General features: G+C 52.1%; 18 protein-coding genes and 1 rRNA gene. 11 read left to right on the top strand and 8 right to left on the bottom strand.

Annotated features, from left to right (window positions below):
- Positions 1-21: 21 nt before the first annotated feature.
- The 6 genes from dnaE to GW590_RS00070 all read left to right on the top strand — a co-directional run bounded on the left by dnaE (position 22) and on the right by GW590_RS00070 (position 9108).
- The gene (gene dnaE, locus GW590_RS00095) at positions 22-3504 is read left to right on the top strand and encodes a DNA polymerase III subunit alpha (RefSeq protein ID WP_169401007.1); all 3483 of its coding nucleotides are present in this window, start codon (positions 22-24) and stop codon (positions 3502-3504) included.
- 12 nt (positions 3505-3516) lie between these two features.
- Positions 3517-4476, top strand: coding sequence for an acetyl-CoA carboxylase carboxyl transferase subunit alpha (gene accA / locus GW590_RS00090; protein ID WP_169401006.1), 960 nt, complete (start codon positions 3517-3519; stop codon positions 4474-4476).
- Positions 4477-4755: 279 nt separating this feature from the next.
- Positions 4756-6903 carry a lysine decarboxylase LdcC gene (locus tag GW590_RS00085; RefSeq protein ID WP_169401005.1) on the top strand — a complete coding sequence of 716 codons (2148 nt, stop codon included), beginning with the start codon at positions 4756-4758 and terminating at the stop codon, positions 6901-6903.
- Between the two features lie 67 nt (positions 6904-6970).
- The gene (locus GW590_RS00080) at positions 6971-7363 is read left to right on the top strand and encodes a VOC family protein (RefSeq protein WP_169401004.1); all 393 of its coding nucleotides are present in this window, start codon (positions 6971-6973) and stop codon (positions 7361-7363) included.
- A gap of 51 nt (positions 7364-7414) precedes the next feature.
- Positions 7415-8746 carry a tRNA lysidine(34) synthetase TilS gene (gene tilS, locus GW590_RS00075; RefSeq protein WP_169401003.1) on the top strand — a complete coding sequence of 444 codons (1332 nt, stop codon included), beginning with the start codon at positions 7415-7417 and terminating at the stop codon, positions 8744-8746.
- Between the two features lie 35 nt (positions 8747-8781).
- A complete protein-coding gene (locus GW590_RS00070; RefSeq protein WP_169401002.1) occupies positions 8782-9108 on the top strand; it encodes a c-type cytochrome in 327 nt (108 codons plus the stop codon).
- Positions 9109-9172: 64 nt separating this feature from the next.
- Here the strand turns inward: GW590_RS00070 and rof are convergent, their stop codons facing one another.
- Positions 9173-9433, bottom strand: coding sequence for a Rho-binding antiterminator (gene rof / locus GW590_RS00065; RefSeq protein WP_169401001.1), 261 nt, complete (start codon positions 9431-9433; stop codon positions 9173-9175).
- A gap of 240 nt (positions 9434-9673) precedes the next feature.
- A complete protein-coding gene (locus GW590_RS00060) occupies positions 9674-9880 on the bottom strand; it encodes a YaeP family protein (protein ID WP_169401000.1) in 207 nt (68 codons plus the stop codon).
- 270 nt (positions 9881-10150) lie between these two features.
- Between GW590_RS00060 and GW590_RS00055 the strand changes: the two genes are divergently transcribed.
- From GW590_RS00055 to nlpE, 3 genes are read left to right on the top strand one after another with little or no spacing between them, the layout of a single operon-like run.
- On the top strand, positions 10151-10714 hold the full coding sequence (locus tag GW590_RS00055; RefSeq protein ID WP_169400999.1) for a YaeQ family protein: 564 nt from the start codon (positions 10151-10153) through the stop codon (positions 10712-10714).
- 2 nt (positions 10715-10716) lie between these two features.
- Complete coding sequence (gene arfB, locus GW590_RS00050; protein WP_169400998.1) at positions 10717-11133, top strand: alternative ribosome rescue aminoacyl-tRNA hydrolase ArfB; 417 nt, start codon at positions 10717-10719, stop codon at positions 11131-11133.
- Positions 11134-11182: 49 nt separating this feature from the next.
- A complete protein-coding gene (gene nlpE, locus GW590_RS00045; RefSeq protein ID WP_169400997.1) occupies positions 11183-11860 on the top strand; it encodes an envelope stress response activation lipoprotein NlpE in 678 nt (225 codons plus the stop codon).
- 73 nt (positions 11861-11933) lie between these two features.
- On the opposite strand, the gene proS is transcribed toward nlpE, so the two are convergent.
- From proS to metN, 6 genes are all read right to left on the bottom strand, one after another.
- Complete coding sequence (gene proS, locus GW590_RS00040; protein WP_169400996.1) at positions 11934-13652, bottom strand: proline--tRNA ligase; 1719 nt, start codon at positions 13650-13652, stop codon at positions 11934-11936.
- Positions 13653-13822: 170 nt separating this feature from the next.
- A complete protein-coding gene (tsaA, locus tag GW590_RS00035; protein ID WP_169400995.1) occupies positions 13823-14530 on the bottom strand; it encodes a tRNA (N6-threonylcarbamoyladenosine(37)-N6)-methyltransferase TrmO in 708 nt (235 codons plus the stop codon).
- A complete protein-coding gene (rcsF, locus tag GW590_RS00030) occupies positions 14527-14934 on the bottom strand; it encodes an Rcs stress response system protein RcsF (protein ID WP_169400994.1) in 408 nt (135 codons plus the stop codon). Before rcsF ends, tsaA begins: the two co-directional genes overlap by 4 nt.
- Positions 14935-15263: 329 nt before the next feature.
- Positions 15264-16079, bottom strand: coding sequence for a MetQ/NlpA family lipoprotein (locus GW590_RS00025; protein WP_169400993.1), 816 nt, complete (start codon positions 16077-16079; stop codon positions 15264-15266).
- Between the two features lie 71 nt (positions 16080-16150).
- Positions 16151-16804: a methionine ABC transporter permease MetI gene (locus tag GW590_RS00020; RefSeq protein ID WP_169400992.1), complete on the bottom strand. Its 654-nt coding sequence runs from the start codon at positions 16802-16804 to the stop codon at positions 16151-16153.
- On the bottom strand, positions 16797-17828 hold the full coding sequence (gene metN, locus GW590_RS00015) for a methionine ABC transporter ATP-binding protein MetN (protein WP_169400991.1): 1032 nt from the start codon (positions 17826-17828) through the stop codon (positions 16797-16799). The genes GW590_RS00020 and metN overlap by 8 nt, the downstream gene beginning before the upstream one ends.
- A gap of 176 nt (positions 17829-18004) precedes the next feature.
- On the opposite strand from metN, the gene gmhB reads away from it, so the two are divergent.
- Together gmhB and GW590_RS00005 are read left to right on the top strand one after the other, a co-directional pair.
- Positions 18005-18571, top strand: a complete 567-nt coding sequence (gene gmhB / locus GW590_RS00010; RefSeq protein WP_169400990.1) for a D-glycero-beta-D-manno-heptose 1,7-bisphosphate 7-phosphatase — start codon at positions 18005-18007, stop codon at positions 18569-18571.
- 419 nt (positions 18572-18990) lie between these two features.
- Positions 18991-19189: ribosomal RNA gene (locus tag GW590_RS00005) — 16S ribosomal RNA — on the top strand; the annotation flags it as partial.

The following is a 19189-nucleotide window of genomic DNA, read 5'->3' as shown; positions in this document are numbered from 1 at the left end:
TTCTCTGTCTGGTATCTGAATATGGCTGAACCTCGTTTTATTCATCTGCGCGTCCACAGCGACTACTCCATGGTTGATGGGTTAGCCAAAGTCGGCCCGTTGGTGAAACGAGCGGCTGCCCTTGGCATGCCGGCGCTGGGACTGACCGATTTTACCAACCTCTGTGGTTTGGTGAAGTTTTACGGTGCAGCGCATGGCGCGGGTATCAAACCGCTGATCGGTGCCGATTTACATGTGCATAGCGAGATGTTGGGTGATGAGCTGGCGCAGCTGACGGTGCTGGCGATGAACAATCAGGGCTACCAAAACCTGACCCTGCTGATTTCCAAAGCCTACCAACGGGGCTATGGTGCCGCCGGACCGACCATTGAACGGGAATGGCTGGCAGAGCTTAACGAAGGCCTGCTGCTGCTCTCTGGTGCGCGCCATGGCGACGTCGGCAAGTTTCTGATCCGCTCCAACCAGCTGCAGGTTGAGCAATGCATCGAATTTTATCAGCAATATTTTCCCGATCGTTACTATCTGGAGCTGATCCGCACCGGACGCATCGACGAAGAAAACTACCTGCATGCCGCCATTGCACTGGCCGGTGAGGTGGGTTTACCGGTGGTGGCTACCAACGACGTGCGTTTTCTGGTGGAGGGCGATTTTGATGCTCACGAGATCCGCGTTGCCATCCACGACGGCTTTACCCTCGACGATCCGAAACGTCCTAAAAATTATACCGCGCAGCAATATATGCGCAGTGAAGACGAGATGTGTGAGCTGTTCGCCGACATCCCGGAGGCGCTGCAAAATAGCGTAGAGATTGCCAAACGCTGTAATGTCACTATTCGCCTGGGCGAGTATTTTCTGCCGCAGTTCCCGACCGGCGAAATGTCCACCGAGGATTTTCTGGTCACCCGCGCCAAACAGGGGCTGGAAGATCGCCTGGCGTTTCTGTTCCCCGACCCGGCAGTAAGAGTGGAAAAGCGTGCGGAATATGACGAACGCCTCGAAATTGAACTGAAAGTTATCAACCAGATGGGCTTCCCTGGCTACTTCCTGATCGTCATGGAGTTTATCCAGTGGTCGAAAGATAATGGCGTACCGGTCGGGCCTGGTCGTGGTTCCGGTGCCGGTTCACTGGTGGCCTACGCGTTAAAAATTACCGATCTTGACCCGTTGGAATTCGATCTGCTGTTCGAACGCTTCCTTAACCCGGAACGTGTCTCCATGCCTGACTTTGACGTCGACTTCTGCATGGAAAAACGCGATCGGGTTATAGAGCACGTCGCCGAGATGTATGGCCGCGAGGCGGTATCGCAGATTATCACTTTCGGTACCATGGCGGCCAAGGCGGTGATCCGTGACGTCGGCCGTGTGCTGGGTCACCCTTATGGCTTTGTTGATCGCATCTCCAAGCTGGTGCCGCCGGATCCGGGCATGACGCTGGAGAAAGCCTTTTTGGCCGAACCGCAGTTGCCCGAGATTTACGAGGCCGACGAAGAGGTCCGCGCCTTGATCGATATGGCGCGCAAGCTGGAAGGGGTGACACGTAACGCCGGTAAACATGCCGGTGGTGTGGTGATTGCGCCCACCAAAATTACCGACTTTGCGCCACTCTACTGCGATGCCGAGGGTAATAACCCGGTCACCCAGTTTGATAAAAACGATGTGGAATATGCCGGGCTGGTCAAGTTTGACTTCCTCGGGCTGCGTACGCTGACCATCATTGACTGGGCGCTGGAGATGATCAACGCCCGGCGCGCCAAAACCGGACTGGCTCCGCTGGATATTGCCGCCATTCCGTTAGATGACAAGAAAAGCTTTGATATGCTGCAACGCTCGGAGACCACCGCGGTCTTCCAGCTTGAATCCCGCGGCATGAAGGATTTGATAAAACGCCTGAAGCCCGACAGTTTCGAAGATATGATCGCCTTGGTGGCCTTGTTCCGTCCCGGACCTCTGCAGTCCGGCATGGTGGATAACTTTATCGACCGTAAACACGGGCGAGAAGAGCTGTCTTATCCTGATATCCAATGGCAGCATGAATCGCTGAAACCGGTATTGGAGCCGACTTACGGCATTATCCTCTACCAGGAACAGGTTATGCAGATCGCCCAGGTGCTGGCGGGTTACTCCCTCGGCGGCGCGGATATGCTGCGTCGTGCCATGGGTAAAAAGAACCCGGTGGAGATGGCCAAGCAGCGCGGCGGTTTTGAAAGCGGTGCCAAAGATCGCGGTATTGACGGCGAATTGGCGATTAAAATCTTTGACCTGGTAGAAAAATTCGCCGGTTATGGTTTTAACAAATCGCACTCCGCCGCCTATGCGCTGGTTTCATACCAGACGCTATGGCTGAAGGCGCACTACCCGGCAGAATTTATGGCGGCGGTAATGACCGCCGATATGGACAACACCGATAAAGTTGTTGGCCTGGTGGACGAATGCTGGCGCATGGGGCTGAAAATCCTGCCGCCGGACATCAACAGCGGTCTTTACCATTTTCACGTTAATGATGACGGCGAGATCGTTTACGGTATTGGTGCCATTAAAGGCGTGGGTGAAGGCCCGATTGAAGCCATTATTGAAGCGCGTAATCAGGGTGGTTACTTTAAAGAGCTGTTTGATCTCTGTGCGCGGTCAGATACCAAAAAGCTTAATCGCCGTATTTTAGAAAAACTGATTATGTCCGGTGCCTTTGACCGTCTTGGCCCGCACCGTGCAGCCTTGATGCACTCGTTGGGTGACGCGCTTAAAGCGGCCGATCAGCATGCCAAAGCCGAGGCCATTGGCCAGGTGGATATGTTTGGCGTGCTGGCCGAAGAGCCGGAACAGGTTGAGAAGTCCTATGCCAGCGTTACGCCGTGGCAAGAACAGAAGGTGTTGGACGGCGAACGTGAAACCCTGGGGCTTTATCTGACCGGGCACCCCATCACGCAATATCTGAAAGAGATCGAACGTTACGGCGGTGGCCAGCGTCTGAAAGATATGCACCCGACCGACCGGGGAAAAATGACCATCGCAGTGGGATTAGTGGTCGCTGCGAAGGTGATGACGACCAAGCGGGGCAACCGTATTGGTCTTTGTACGCTTGATGACCGTTCAGGTCGTCTGGAAGTGATGTTGTTTACCGAAGCTTTGGAAAAATTTCAGCATTTGTTGGAAAAAGACCGTATCCTGATAGCGACAGGACAGGTCAGCTTTGATGACTTCAACGGCGGGCTTAAAATGATGGCCCGCGATTTAATGGACATCAGTGAAGCGCGTGAAAAATACGCTCGCGGTCTTGCTATATCGCTGACTGACAGGCAAATTGATGACCAGCTTTTGAACCGTCTGCGCGAATCGTTGGAACCTCATCGATCCGGGACGATACCAGTGCATCTCTATTATCAACGGGAGAACGCGCGAGCCCGGCTGCGATTCGGTGCGACCTGGCGTGTAACGCCAACCGACCGTCTGCTGCTGGATTTACGTTCTCTGGTGGGTACAGAACAGGTGGAACTGGAATTTGACTAAAATAGGAATGCTATGAGTCTGAATTTTCTTGATTTTGAACAGCCGATTGCGGAGCTGGAAGCGAAAATTGACTCGCTGACTGCAGTCAGCCGTCAAGACGAAAAATTAGATATTAATCTGGACGAAGAAGTCGAACGCCTACGTGAGAAAAGCGTCGAACTGACCCGTAAAATTTTCTCGGATTTGGGTGCCTGGCAGATCGCGCAGTTGGCGCGTCATCCTCGTCGTCCTTATACGCTGGATTACATCAAACATGTTTTCACCGATTTTGATGAACTGGCGGGCGACCGTGCCTATGCTGACGATAAAGCTATCGTTGGCGGCATTGCGCGTTTTGGTGGCCGTGCGGTGATGATCATCGGTCATCAGAAAGGCCGTGAAACCAAAGAGAAGATCCGTCGCAACTTTGGTATGCCTGCGCCTGAAGGTTATCGTAAAGCGCTGCGTCTGATGGAAATGGCTGAACGTTTCAAACTGCCAATTCTGACCTTTATTGACACCCCGGGAGCCTATCCTGGCGTCGGCGCTGAAGAGCGTGGTCAGTCAGAAGCTATCGCCCGTAACCTGCGTGAAATGTCCCGTCTTAACGTTCCGGTCATTTGTACCGTGATCGGCGAAGGCGGTTCAGGCGGCGCATTGGCGATCGGCGTGGGTGACAAAGTCAATATGCTGCAATACAGCACCTACTCGGTGATTTCACCAGAAGGCTGTGCGTCTATTCTGTGGAAAAGCGCAGATAAAGCGCCGCTGGCAGCTGAGGCAATGGGTATTATCGCCCCGCGTCTGAAAGAGCTGAAACTGATCGATTCGGTGATCCCGGAACCTCTGGGTGGCGCGCATCGTGACGTGCCGGCAATGGCCGCATCTCTGCGCGCCCAGCTTGAGGCCGATCTTGCCGATCTGGATACCTTGAGTCTGGATGAACTACGTAACCGCCGTTATCAACGTCTGATGAACTACGGTTATTGCTGATACCCGGCATCTTGTATGTCTTGGCGTATTCTCTGGGAAGGGCAGTCTAAGGACTGCCCTTGAGTTTGATGACCAAGTTGTCTTGATGATCGAGATACCCGGCATAGCACACCTAGGGGCGCTCCGGCGGGCAAGCCCGCTACGACCCCAACGGTGCACTCTCCCTAATAACGGACTTTGTCAGCAGTCTGAAGGGCAGTCTATGGACTGCCCTTTTTTATTGTTTCAATGCGCTAAGGCCGATAATCTGTGCCTCAAGCAACCTCAAGGATTTGTCCGATGAATATTATTGCCCTGATGCGACCGGAAGGGGTCTATTACAAAGAAGAACCTGTCCGCGAGCTGGATACGGCTCTTGAGATATTGGGTTTCAAGATTATTTACCCGCGTGACCGCGCCGACCTGTTAAAGCTGATCGAAAATAATGCCCGTATCTGTGGCGTGATTTTTGACTGGGATCAGCACAGCACCGCGCTCTGTGTCGATATCAACGAGCTGAATGAATATCTTCCGCTTTATGCCTTTATCAATACCCATTCGACGATGGACGTCAGCGTGCATGATATGCGCATGGTGCTGTACTTTTTTGAGTATGCCCTGAACGCCGCCGAAGATATTGCTAAACGCATTCGCCAATATACTGACGAATACATTGATAACATTACTCCGCCGTTGACCAAGGCCTTATTCAAATATGTCGAAGAAGGCAAGTACACCTTCTGTACGCCAGGGCATATGGCCGGCACGGCTTTTCTAAAAAGCCCGGTAGGCACGCTGTTTTATGATTTTTTTGGTGCCAAGACCCTGAAAGCCGATGTGTCGATTTCGGTCACCGAACTGGGTTCCTTGCTTGACCATACCGGACCTCACCTCGAAGCCGAGGAGTATATTGCGCGAACCTTCGGTGCCGAGCAGAGTTATATCGTCACCAACGGCACCTCAACCGCCAATAAAATTGTTGGTATGTATGCTGCACCGGCGGGCAGCACGGTGCTTATCGACAGAAACTGTCATAAATCATTGGCGCATCTGATGATGATGACCAATATTATCCCTGTTTATCTGCGGCCGTTGCGCAACGCCTACGGTATTTTGGGCGGTATCCCGCGCAGTGAATTTGCCCGCGAAAGCATTGCGCAAAAAGTTGCGCAGACGGAAAATGCCAGTTGGCCGGTCCATGCGGTGATCACCAACTCCACCTATGACGGTCTGTTGTATAACACCGACTTTATTAAAACCACGCTGGATGTGCCGTCTATTCATTTTGACTCTGCCTGGGTGCCTTATACCAATTTCCACCCGATTTATGACGGTAAAAGCGGTATGAGCGGCGAGCGCATCCCCGGCAAGGTATTCTATGAAACCCAGTCGACGCACAAGCTGCTGGCGGCCTTCTCCCAGGCATCGATGATCCATATTAAAGGGGACTATAACGAAAACACCTTTAACGAAGCCTATATGATGCACACCACCACTTCACCCAATTACGGCATTGTCGCCTCGGCAGAAACCGCAGCCGCTATGCTGCGTGGTAATCCGGGGCGTAGATTGATCAACCGTTCGGTTGAACGTGCGCTGCATTTCCGTAAAGAGATCCAGCGGCTGCGCGCCGAAACCGATGGCTGGTTTTATGATATCTGGCAACCGGCGGTGATTGACGAAGCGGAATGTTGGCCGCTCAACCCGGATGACAACTGGCACGGTTTTGCCAACGCTGACAGCAATCATATGTTCCTTGATCCCATCAAGGTAACGATCCTCACGCCCGGTATGGATGAAAATGGCAATCTGGCGGCGGAAGGCATTCCTGCGGCGCTGGTTGCCAAATTTCTCGATGAGCGCGGGGTGGTTGTCGAAAAAACCGGGCCTTATAATCTGCTGTTCCTGTTCAGTATTGGCATCGACAAAACCAAGTCAATGAGCCTGATGCGCGGGCTGACCGATTTTAAACGCGCCTACGATCTTAATTTACGGGTCAAGAATATGCTGCCGGATCTCTATGCCGAAGATCCGGATTTTTATCGTCATATGCGTATTCAGGATCTGGCGCAGGGGATCCATAAGCTGATCGTCCATCACGATCTGCCGACGTTAATGCTCAGGGCGTTTGACGTCTTGCCAGAGATGAAGATGACCCCCTATGAAATGTTTCAGCACCAGGTGCGCGGGCATATTGAAGAGTGTTCCATCGATCAACTGGTAGGTAAAGTTGCCGCCAATATGCTCCTGCCTTACCCACCGGGAGTGCCGGTGGTGATGCCGGGGGAAATGATCACCGAACAAAGCCGGCCAGTATTGGATTTTCTGCTGATGCTCTGTTCCATTGGCGAACATTTCCCCGGTTTTGAAACCGATATTCATGGCGCCAGGCTGACGGACGAAGGGAAATATCTGGTTAAAGTCTTGAAACTGCCCGAGCAGCCATAGCCGCAAGGGGGGCGGCCCGTTAAGCGATCGCCGTGACCCCGCTGGGCCGACAAAACAGGAGTTCACTATGCTTAAATTAGCTAACATTCACCATATCGCCATTATCGCCAGCGACTATCAGGCCAGCAAAAAGTTTTATTGCGATATTTTGGGCTTTACGCTGTTGTCCGAGGTTTATCGCGAGGCGCGGCAATCCTGGAAGGCCGATTTGGCCATCAATGGCCTGTACCAGATTGAACTGTTCAGCTTTGTGGCACCACCCGCACGGGTAAGCCAGCCAGAAGCCTGCGGCCTGCGCCATCTGGCCTTTAGCGTAGAGGATATCAATGAAGCGATAGCCAGTTTAACGGCGGCGGGCGTCGTCTGTGAACCGGTACGGATTGACCCTTACACCGGCAAAAAATTTACCTTCTTTGCCGATCCTGATCATTTGCCTTTAGAGCTTTATGAAATTGCTTAATCTCGACGGTGAGCAATGCCCGCCGCTGACCTGGTCTCGGAGAGCTCGCTGATGTCTGCACTTAGCTTGCCGGACCATCTGCTGGCGCAACTGGGTGAGAAACGCCAGTTATGCGTTGCCTTTAGCGGTGGCCTCGACTCCACCGTACTGCTGCATGCATTGCTGCAACTGCGCGCCAGCCGATTGCCCGATTTGCAGCTGCGGGCGATACATGTCAATCACGGTTTGAGCGCCTTTGCCCATGGCTGGACGGCCCACTGTCAGGCGCTTTGCCAGCTTTGGCAGGTGGCGTTTCTGCCGCTGACCGTCAGCGTCGATGCCAGTCAAGGCGGTATCGAAGCCGCGGCACGCAGCGCCCGCTACCAGGCACTGGCTGCGCAACTGCTGGCCGGGGAAACCTTGCTGACGGCACAGCATCTCAACGATCAGTGCGAAACTTTTATGCTGGCGCTTAAACGCGGCAGCGGCCCGGCCGGGCTTTCTGCCATGGCCGCCAGTACGCAGCTTGCCGGTCACTCCTGGCTGCGCCCTTTATTGTCGTTGTCGCGGCCACAGCTGGAGGCCTATGCCCTTCAGCATCAGTTGCAATGGATAGATGACGACAGCAACCAGGACGCGCGTTTTGATCGCAATTTCCTGCGCCTTGAGGTGTTGCCGCTGCTCTATCAGCGCTGGCCGCATTTTGCCGCCGCCACGGCGCGCAGCGCCGAGCTTTGCGCTGAACAGGAAGCCCTGCTGGATGAATTGTTGCAAGAGTCGCTGGCGGCGCTGACCGATCAACAGAACAGCCTATCGATCGACGGTCTGCAAGGGCTGTCTGCGCCACGGCGATCCGCGCTGCTGCGCCGCTGGCTGGCCAACTGTGGCGCACAAATGCCTTCCCGCCAGCAGCTGCAGCGGCTATGGGACGAGGTGGCGCTTAGCCGTGACGATGCCGAACCCCGGTTGCAACTGGGAGCTTTCAGCGTGCGGCGTTTTCGTCAGCGGCTGTACTGGTTGCCGCCGATGCAGGCTCTTGGCGATCGGGTCATTGCCTGGTCCGGCGTTGAACCCCTGAGTTTGCCGGACGGTCTCGGTAGCCTGCGTTTTGTTACATCCTCGGCTGAAGGATTGCAGCTACGACAACCGCGCGCCGATGAAACCGTTACCGTGCGATTTCACGCCAGCGGTGACGTACACAAAGTTGGACGCGATCGCCGCAGACCGATAAAAAAACTGTGGCAAGAGCTGAATATTCCCCCATGGCAGCGCGATCGTATCCCGCTGATTTTTTACAATCAGCAGTTGATTGCCGCTGCGGGACTGTTTATTACCCGTGAAGCTCTGAGCAGCGATGGGCAGGAAGCCACCTGGTGGTTACAGTGGTCCCACAAAAATAATTAATCTGTTTACCGGCATAAACCGGTTTGGGAGTGGTGATGCATTATTGGAAAAACTGTGCAGCGGGTTTTACCCTGCTGTGTGGTGTGATCAGTCTGCCGGTGATGGCAGAAGGGAACGTGGCCGATGGCCAGGCCAAATCGGCCAGCTGTGCCGCTTGCCATGGGGCGACCGGTAAGGCCAACAACGCGCTTTATCCCAATCTGGCCGGGCAAAATGCCGCTTATCTGGCGTTGGCGTTGCATGATTACAAAAAGGGCGGCAGAAGCGGAGGGCAGGCGGGGATTATGCAGGCGTTTACTTCAGCACTGTCCGATCAGGATATCAGCGATCTCTCGGCGTACTATGCCAGCCAAAAGCCTTGATAGCAGCCAATAAAAACGGGCAATCCTGGGGATTGCCCGTCAGCAGCGCGATGATAGCCTGAGACTATTCTACGCTGACAACCACGGTGCCAATCTTTGGGTTACTGAAGCTTTCAATATAGTCGAGCCGCAGTTCTAACTGTTGACCACCAGCCTCAGCAATGAGGTATTCTACTTTTTTCCGCATCAACAGATCTTTGGCTTTGGCTTCAACAAGCTCCCCATTGCGCATTTTCAGCGTCAGAACCAGGTTGTCCTGACAGGCAAGCTCGAGATTATCGTAGTCATCGCAATTGATGGGTTGGTACTCATCATTCATCGACATAATGTCTCCTAAAATAAGTAGCTATAAATTCAATCACTTAGCTTGGCTTGCCCTAATCTCCCATTCCCTACAGTATAGTCGATGTCCTTCTATGTTGATAATGTACTCTAAATTAGGAATAAACCCCAGTGATGAACATATGCATTTAATTTCATAGAGTTGATGTGTTGAATTTTATGCAGTTCATGGACTTGCCGCATCAGACTGATGCCTGAACCATCCCGACAACCTGTCCCAGGGTTATTTCACATCATCCGCATAATCGCTCATCAACAAATTGGCAGCGGCATAGGCTGCGTTTTCCCTGACGGCAACGGGGAGTTCAGTATTGGCGGCCACATCGTCCAATGCCTTGAGTACACACTCCAGGGCATTGGGCATATAACCCAGATCGCCACTGCCAATCTCAGAATACTTACGGCGAACCAATTCAGAATATTGTTGCATCATTCCTCCTGTCTCAGGGTGGGGGACTTTTCTTATGGACTGAGTCGCGGTGGCGGCTGCTGGGTCCTCTTGCCTATCACTATGGCCGGGTATTTCCCGATAACCTGTGGATATTCAAAGACTATAACACGAGCGACCGGCATAGGTCCGCAGTGTAATCAAGCTTTGGACGATTTCTGCAATAAGCTAATTGAGCGCTGTGCCTTGCTTAAGCCGCGAGAGTTTCGCCATTATCAAGTACAATGGACGTCCATTAATTAGAGGTTTCCCATGGCGTTAAAAGCAACAATTTATAAAGCCGCAGTGAATATTGCCGATATGGATCGTAACTTCTTCTACGATGCCAACCTGACGCTTGCCCAGCATCCTTCGGAAACAGAGCAGCGAATGATGCTGCGTTTGCTGGCCTGGATTTGCCATGCTCATGAACGTTTAAGCTTTACCCGTGGCCTGAGCGCGGAAGATGAACCGGAAATTTGGCGTAAAAACGATCACAACGGTATTGAGCTGTGGATCGAACTGGGTTTACCGGATGAGAAGCGTCTGAAAAAAGCCTGCAACCAGTCGCGCACTGTGGTGCTTTACGCGTATGGTGAGCGAGCTGCAAAAGTCTGGTGGTCACAGCTGCAAAACAAAGTCAGTGGCTTTGCCAATCTGAGTGTACGTTATATTGACGATGAATTACTGACGCAACTGGTGGCTTTTGGCCAGCGCAATATGGTGCTGCAGGCGACATTGCAGGATGATGCCATCTGGTTGTCCGATGCCGGAAATAATCTGGAGATCCATTTCCAGGAGTGGCAGGACGGCGGCTGGAAACAGGCGGGACAATAACGGTGTTGATCTTATCCGGCAGACTGGAGATCCCAGACGGCGAAATTGAACTTACTGCCATTCGTGCGCAGGGGGCCGGGGGGCAAAATGTTAATAAAACCTCCACGGCGATCCACCTGCGTTTTGATATTAAAGCCTCGAGTTTGCCGGAATATTATCAGCAACGCCTGTTGGCATTTAAAAATCATTTAATCACTGCGGACGGCGTGGTGATCATTAAAGCGCAGGAATACCGCAGCCAGGAACAAAACCGCGAAGCGGCATTGGCGCGATTATCGGCATTGATCGACCAGGCGATGATCATCGAAAAGCCGCGCCGGGCAACCAAACCGACCCGAGGCTCGAAGATCCGCCGGGTAGAAAGCAAGGTTCGCAAAGGGACCACTAAAGCATTGCGCGGGAAAATTCGTCAATCCTGACATACAGGGGCAGGGCGCAACGAGAATTAAAACGCAGTGGGAGAAAGCTGTGAAAAAAATAATGATTGTTATGGGGCTGACTTTCAGCCTGTTGTCACTGATTGGTTGTCACAATAAAATTTTTGCTCAAGAGCAACCTTTTGAGGCCATGCAGCAGAGTTATAAAGGTGTGCTGCCTTGTGCCGACTGCGGGGGGATTGAGACGTCGCTGTTTTTACAACAAGACGGCACTTATATTCTGCGCGAAGTGTATCAGGTCAAACCCCAGGGCCAAATGACCTATGCCTACTATGGCAAATGGGCGCGTACCGCCGATAAACTGGTGCTGACCGCCGCCGGAGGCGAGAAACGCTATTTCCGCCCGCTAGGGGATAATCTGGAGATGCTGGATCTGCACGGTAATCGGCTGCATATACCGGCCAGATATCAGTTGAAACCGGTGGAACAACCTATGCCGCAAACGCCGATGACCTTAAGCGGTATGGTGCGCTATCAGGCGGATACGCTGTTATTTACCGACTGTGTCACCGGCAAGATCACGCCGATGGCTACCAGCAGCAAATTACAAAAAGAGTATACGGCTATGCGTACTACCCCTGACCAGTTGCTGTTTGTTTCTATGGACGGGCACTTTACCCTGGAGCCGAGTGGTGACAGCAATGAGGGCAAAAAGCTGCTGGTGGCCGATGGGCATATTTTGCTTGATGCCAACAAGGGCTGTCAGTAGCCTAAAAAAATGCCCGCCGATGCAGTGCTGCAAGGGCGGGCAGTGATCATCGCGGGCGTTGCCCGCGGAGGGTTTAGCGTGGGATCTGGCTTAGCAGATAGTCCACGATATCGCTCTGTTTGATCATCTGTTTTTCTCCGCTACGGCGGTTTTTGTATTCCAGCTCTTCGGCATCAAGATTGCGATCGCCGATCACCACCTGATGCGGCACACCAATCAGTTCCATATCCGCAAACATCACACCCGGACGCTCTTTACGATCGTCGAGGATCACATCAATGCCTTTGGCACGCAGGGTTTGATACAACTCTTCAGCGGCGTCTTTTACGCGGAATGATTTATGCATATTCATTGGCAGGATCGCCACCTGGAAAGGTGCGATAGCATCTGGCCAAATAATGCCACGATCGTCGTGATTCTGTTCAATGGAGGCGGCAACAACGCGGGTAATACCGATACCGTAGCAACCCATAGTCATCACCTGGTTACGACCATCTTCGCCCTGAACGGTGGCGTTCATCGCCTGTGAGTACTTGGTCCCCAGCTGGAAGATATGACCCACTTCGATACCGCGCTTGATTAGCAGCGTACCTTTACCATCCGGGCTGACGTCGCCGTTGACCACGTTACGCAGGTCGGCAACTTGCGGCAGTGGCAGATCGCGTTCCCAGTTAATGCCCAGGTAGTGTTTACCGTCGATATTGGCACCGGCACTGAAATCGCTCATAACGGCGACGCTGCGGTCAACCACCACTGGCATGGCCAGATTGACCGGACCCAAAGAACCCGGACCGGCGTTAACCAGCTCGCGAATTTCCGCTTCGGTAGCGAAGGTTAACGGCGCGGCAACCTGCGGCAGTTTCTCGGCCTTGATTTCGTTCAGCTCATGATCGCCGCGAACCAGCAGGGCAACCAGCGCGTGTGAACTGCCTTCGCTGGCGTGAACCATCAGGGTTTTGACGGTTTTCTCGATTGGCAACTGGAATTGCTCAACCAGCTCAGCGATAGTTTTGGCGTTTGGCGTGTCGATCAGACGCATCTCTTCGCCTGGTGCAGCGCGCGGGGTTGACGGAGCCACAGCTTCAGCAAATTCGATATTGGCGGCATAATCGGAATCGGTAGAGAACACCACATCGTCTTCGCCGCTGGAAGCCAGTACCTGGAATTCATGGGAGGCACTGCCGCCAATAGAACCGGTGTCGGCAAGTACCGCACGGAAATCGAGACCCATACGGCTAAAGATTTTACTGTAGGCCCCGTACATGGTGTCGTAAGTTTCCTGCAGCGATTCCTGAGTGGTGTGGAAAGAGTAGGCGTCTTTCATCAGGAACTCGCGGGAGCGCATAACGCCAAAGCGTGGGCGCACTTCGTCACGGAATTTGGTCTGGATCTGGAAGAAATTCAGCGGCAGCTGTTTGTATGAGCTAATTTCTGTGCGCATTAAATCAGTAATGACTTCTTCATGCGTTGGGCCGAGGACGAAAGCACGTTCGCCGCGATCGACAAAACGCAGTAACTCCGGACCATACTGTTCCCAACGTCCGCTCTCCTGCCACAGGTCGGCGGGTTGCACCACCGGCATGGAGACTTCGATCGCGCAGGCGTTGTTCATTTCTTCGCGCACGATGTTTTCGACTTTCTTAAGCACACGCAGACCGGTTGGCATCCAGGTATAGAGACCTGAAGCCAGTTTGCGGATCATACCAGCGCGCAGCATCAACTGATGGCTGATAACTTCGGCGTCGGCTGGCGTCTCTTTCAGGGTGGAGAGCAGATATTGTGTTGTACGCATGATGTGTTGATTCCGTTAGCACTGCAAATCGTCCGTCGACCCGTTGGTCTGCCAGGACGTGAAAATTATCGAATAATCGGTCGTCACCCGCGACTATGCTTGATCTCTATAGCCTGCGGCGCACTAGTTTACCAGTGAGCGACCAGAGTCAAAAGAGAAGCAGCCGAATTTTAGTCCGCTTCGAGGGCAATAACCTGGTTTTGATCGCCGACTACGCGCCAGCGTACGTTGAAATCGAGCAGACGCACCGCGTAATCCCGCTCGATATCTTCGCCCTTGCGATAGGCTGGGCGTGGATCTTGCCCTAACACCTGACTAATAAAGCGGCGAAGGTGCGGATAGCGAGTCAAATTGGCTGCTAACTGGCTTTCGGCCAACGGCGAAAAGATGACCGGCATATCCGCCTGCGGGGCATACTGGGCAAAACTTGCCAGCGCCTGCGGTTGGCTTTCGGCAAAAGGCAGATAAGGCTTGATATCCACCACCGGCGTACCGTCAACCAAATCCAGGCTGCCGAGCTGCAAAATCACGTCTTTGCCCTGACAACGTATCCCTTTCAGCTCAACCAGCGACATACCCAGCGGGTTGGGGCGGAAGGTCGAACGCGTGGCAAACACGCCGACGCGGGCATTGCCCCCCAGTCGCGGGGGACGCACTGTTGGCCGCCATCCACCCGCCATGGTTTGATGAAAGATAAACATCACCCACAGGTGACTAAAGTCTTCCAAACCGCGCACGGCTTCGGGTTGGTTATAGGGAGGCAGTAAATGCAGCTCTCCGCCGCCGTCGTCCACCAGACCCGGTTGACGAGGAACGGCGAATTTTTCTTTATAGGGAGAGTGGATTATCCCTATTTCATTAAAGGTATAGGTGGTCATTTACTACTGACGTTAAGTGCAGAGCCCTGGCATTGCGCCTGCTGATAGCATCCCGCTACGCCAGAGACAATCTGGCACTGATGCAGCAATACAGCGTTAGCCTTCATGCTGGAAGCATGCGCCAGCATTCTTTTACGTGCGCTGGCCATATTTGGCGCATTATCGTCAGCGGTAGCCTGGCAAGACTCACCGGACACTTCACCCAGGTCGCGGAAAGGTTTTCCCACCAGGGCTTCGGCATTTTTATAAAGTTTGACCGGGGCAGCACGAACGGCAACAGGTTTCGCTTTAACCGGTTTAGGAGGTTCTGGTGTCGGGCTTTCGGTAATGATGGGCTGCGTTTTATGAGGCGCGGAACATCCAGCTAGCAAAAGGGCTAACAAACAGAGAGGTAAGGCACGCATAATATGTCCTCTGCTCTATACCCTTCATCCTTCAGTATGCGTGGCTTGACCGGTTTATTCATCCAGATAACTTATTTTGGTAAGTCACTGCGGATCCACTCAGTGGCTGCCTACGGCATTATGAATGCTTTTGGGTATATTTAGTGAAAGAAAGAGGCGTTATTGAAGCAAGGTATTGAACAAATAACAAGGCGGGCATAAGCCCGCCTTATAATTAAATTATGTAAGAATCGGTTTATTGCGCTTTATCTGTAACCAACATGTTGCCAGTTACGTTGCAGTTATCACCGCAGGATAAAATTAAACCGATTTTTACTACTTAAGCCGACTTACCAGCCTTTAACTGCACCGCCGTTAAAGATTTTGTTGGCTGCAGCGTTAACATCGTCAGACTCGTAAGCTTTGACGAATTTCTGCACGTTTTCAGCATCTTTATTGTTTTCACGGGCAACAATCAGGTTCACGTAAGGTGAGTTTTTGTCTTCAACGAAAATACCGTCTTTCGCAGGCGTCAGACCAATTTGGCTAGCATAGGTGGTGTTGATGATCGCCAACGCAATCTTGTTATCATCTAAAGAACGTGGCAACTGTGGTGCTTCAAGCTCAACCAGTTTCAGATTTTTTGGATTGGCAGTGACATCCAGCACGGTTGGCAGCAGGCCGACACCGTCTTTCAGTTTAATCAGATCCTGTTTTTGCAGCAGCAGCAAAGAACGACCCAGGTTAGTCGGGTCATTTGGCAGTGCAATCTGGTCGCCATCTTTCAGCTCAGTGATCGACTTGATTTTTTTAGAGTAACCGGCAATCGGGTAAACAAAGGTATTGCCGACTGGAACCAGTTTATAGCCGCGATCCTTGATTTGCTGATCGAGGTAAGGTTTGTGCTGGAAGGCGTTAACATCGAGGTCGCCTTTGCTTAACGCTTCGTTTGGCAGCACATAATCGTTAAAGGTCACCAGCTCAACATCCAGGCCGTATTTCTCTTTTGCTACTTTTTGTGCGACTTCGGCAACCTGTTGCTCTGCGCCGACGATAACACCTACCTTGATATGGTTAACATCTTCTTTCTTCGGACCACAAGCCACAACAGCCAGCGTTCCCAGAAGTACACCCGTTACTGCAAGAGATTTAAATTTGATGGACATGTCCTTTCCTCTATACATTTTTTATCGAAATTAATTATAGGCGACGGCAAAACTTTGTCGCCCTTGTTGCTTTACTTATGCGTCACCGCTTTAACCAGGCGATCGCCACAAAGTTGAATCAAGTACACCAATACTACCAATAATATCAATACCGTGTTCATTACCGTGGCGTTATAACCGATATAGCCATACTGATAGCCAATCTGGCCAAGGCCACCGGCACCGACGGCGCCGCCCATTGCCGAGTAGCCAACCAGCGTGATCAGGGTAATAGTGGCGGCGTTAACCAGACCTGGCAAGGCTTCTGGCAACAGCACCTTGCGGATAATTTGCATTGGCGTGGCACCCATGGCGCGAGCTGCTTCCACCAGACCACTGGGGATCTCCAGCAGCGCATTTTCTACCATACGGGCAATAAAGGGCGCTGCACCGACAGTCAGGGGAACAATCGCCGCCTGCAGACCAATGGAGGTGCCGACGAGAATACGGGTAAAGGGGATCATCCAGACCAGCAGAATAATAAAAGGAATAGAACGGAAAATATTCACCATCGCCGATATGGTGCGATAAACCTTTTTATTCTCCACAATCTGGCCCGGGCGAGTGACGTAGAGCAATACGCCAATCGGCAGCCCCAGTACAAAACCAAAAAAGCCTGAGGTCAGGGTCATTATCACGGTTTCCCAAATGCCCCGGCCCATTAACCACATCATTGCCTCAGACATAACCGAGTACCTCTACCTTGACTTGATTCTCATGCAAGAACTGGATCGCTGCCTGAGTTTCAGCGGCGCTGCCGTGCATTTCGGTCAGCATAATGCCGAACTTCACGCCGCCGGCATAATCCATCTGCGCACTGATAATATTGTTGTTGATGTTAAACTGGCGTACTGCCTGCGATAACAGAGGCGCATCAACCGATTGACCGGTAAATTCCAGACGCAATAAAGGTACGCTTCCAGGCGACTGTTCTGCTTGCAAGCGCTGGGCGTAGTCATCCGGAATATCCAGATGCAACGTTGACTGAATAAATTGCTGGGCCAGCGGCGTTTTTGGATGTGAAAACATTTCGCTGACTTTATCTTGTTCAATCAGTTGGCCATCGCTGATCACGGCAACCTGATCGCAAATACGCTTTACCACGTCCATTTCATGGGTGATCAGCAAAATGGTCAGGCCGAGACGACGGTTAATGTCTTTCAGCAATTCAAGAATCGAGCGGGTCGTGGCCGGATCGAGCGCGCTGGTGGCTTCGTCGCATAGCAATACTTTAGGATTGCTGGCCAGCGCACGGGCAATGGCCACACGCTGTTTCTGTCCACCCGAAAGGTTGGCCGGGTAGGCGTCTTGTTTATCTTCCAGACCAACCAGCTTTAACAACTCGCCGACGCGCTGCTTGATTTCGTTGCCTGACAGGTTGTCCAGCTCTAACGGCAGAGCGATATTGCCGGACACCGTACGGGATGAGAGCAAATTAAAGTGCTGGAAGATCATGCCAATTTGGCGACGGGCACGGGTCAGGGCTTTTTCTGAAAAAGCCGTTAAATCCTGGCCATCGACCAGAACTGTGCCTTCTGTTGGACGTTCGAGCAGGTTGACGCAGCGAATCAGCGTACTTTTACCTGCACCGGAAGCGCCGATGACACCATATATTTGTCCCGCAGGCACGTGAAGGCTCACGTTGGACAGCGCTGTGATATTGCGCTGGCCCTGCTTGAACACTTTGCTAATGTTAGAAAGTTTGATCATATTTTTCTTATGTGGTTTTGCTGTCGTAACGTATAAAAAGTCACTTTCCGGAGCGAGATCCAGAACATGGCGTGGATGCTAAGGCGTCTAGACGTCTAAGTCAACCAGGTTAGCATTCTCACTGCCCGTAAAAACATGCGATACTGGGGCGTCATCCAGCCATCAGGAGCGAATACGTGGCACAAACAGTTCCAGCAATATTTCTAGACCGCGACGGTACCCTTAATGTCGATCACGGCTATGTTCATGAAATTGATAACTTCGAGTTTATTGAAGGCGCAATTGAAGCCTGTCTTAAATTAAAAGAAATGGGCTTTCTTCTGGTGCTGGTCACCAACCAGTCGGGCATTGCCCGCGGCAAATTCACTGAAGATCAATTTTTCCGTTTAACCGAATGGATGGATTGGTCACTTGCCGATCGCGGCGTTGACCTTGACGGTATCTATTTCTGTCCTCATCACCCAGAAGCAGTAGTAGAAGAGTACAAGCAGGTGTGTGATTGCCGTAAACCACAGCCTGGGATGTTCTTTACTGCTAAAGAAGAGCTCAATATCGATATGGCCGCCTCTTATATGGTAGGCGACAAACTTGAAGATATGCAGGCGGCAATCAATGCAGGCGTAGGAACCAAAATTCTTGTGCGCAGTGGTAAACCGGTCACTAGCGAGGGTGAAGCCTTGGCGGACGCGGTTCTCGATAGTCTGGCCCAGCTGCCGGATGCGATTAAAAAAGGCGTTAAATAGAGCGTTATGATTGAAAACTAGGCAAACAGAATAAAACTGTATTTATTCGCTTGCCATTCCCGGCCAGGTCCCTATAATGCGCCTCCACTGACCGGGAACAACGACTCCTCTAACGAGAACCAAGTCGCCAGGCAGTGAAGAGTTAGTCCGGTGAAAACACCGCGTCTCGTAAGAGAAAAAGACTTGACTCTTCAGTGGGAAAGCGTATTATCTGCCTCCCACGTTACCGGATAAATAGTCCAGTAACGAACGCTCTTTAACAATTTATCAGACAATCTGTGTGGGCACTCACAAGACGATATCAGCCATTTCGGTGGCAAAAAATATATCAAGTCTTAGAGTGACCAAGCAGTAATTCATTATGAATGATGTGAAGTAACTTTGAGCATCGCTTAACTTGTTTAAGCAAATCGAACTTTTAATTGAAGAGTTTGATCATGGCTCAGATTGAACGCTGGCGGCAGGCCTAACACATGCAAGTCGAGCGGCAGCGGAAAGTAGCTTGCTACTTTGCCGGCGAGCGGCGGACGGGTGAGTAATGTCTGGGAAACTGCCTGATGGAGGGGGATAACTACTGGAAACGGTAGCTAATACCGCATGACCTCGCAAGAGCAAAGT

This window comes from Rouxiella aceris (assembly GCF_012933545.1).
GTDB lineage: Bacteria > Pseudomonadota > Gammaproteobacteria > Enterobacterales > Enterobacteriaceae > Rouxiella > Rouxiella aceris.
Note: the sequence above shows the minus strand (reverse complement) of the source record. Positions and strands in the feature narration are given on the sequence as shown.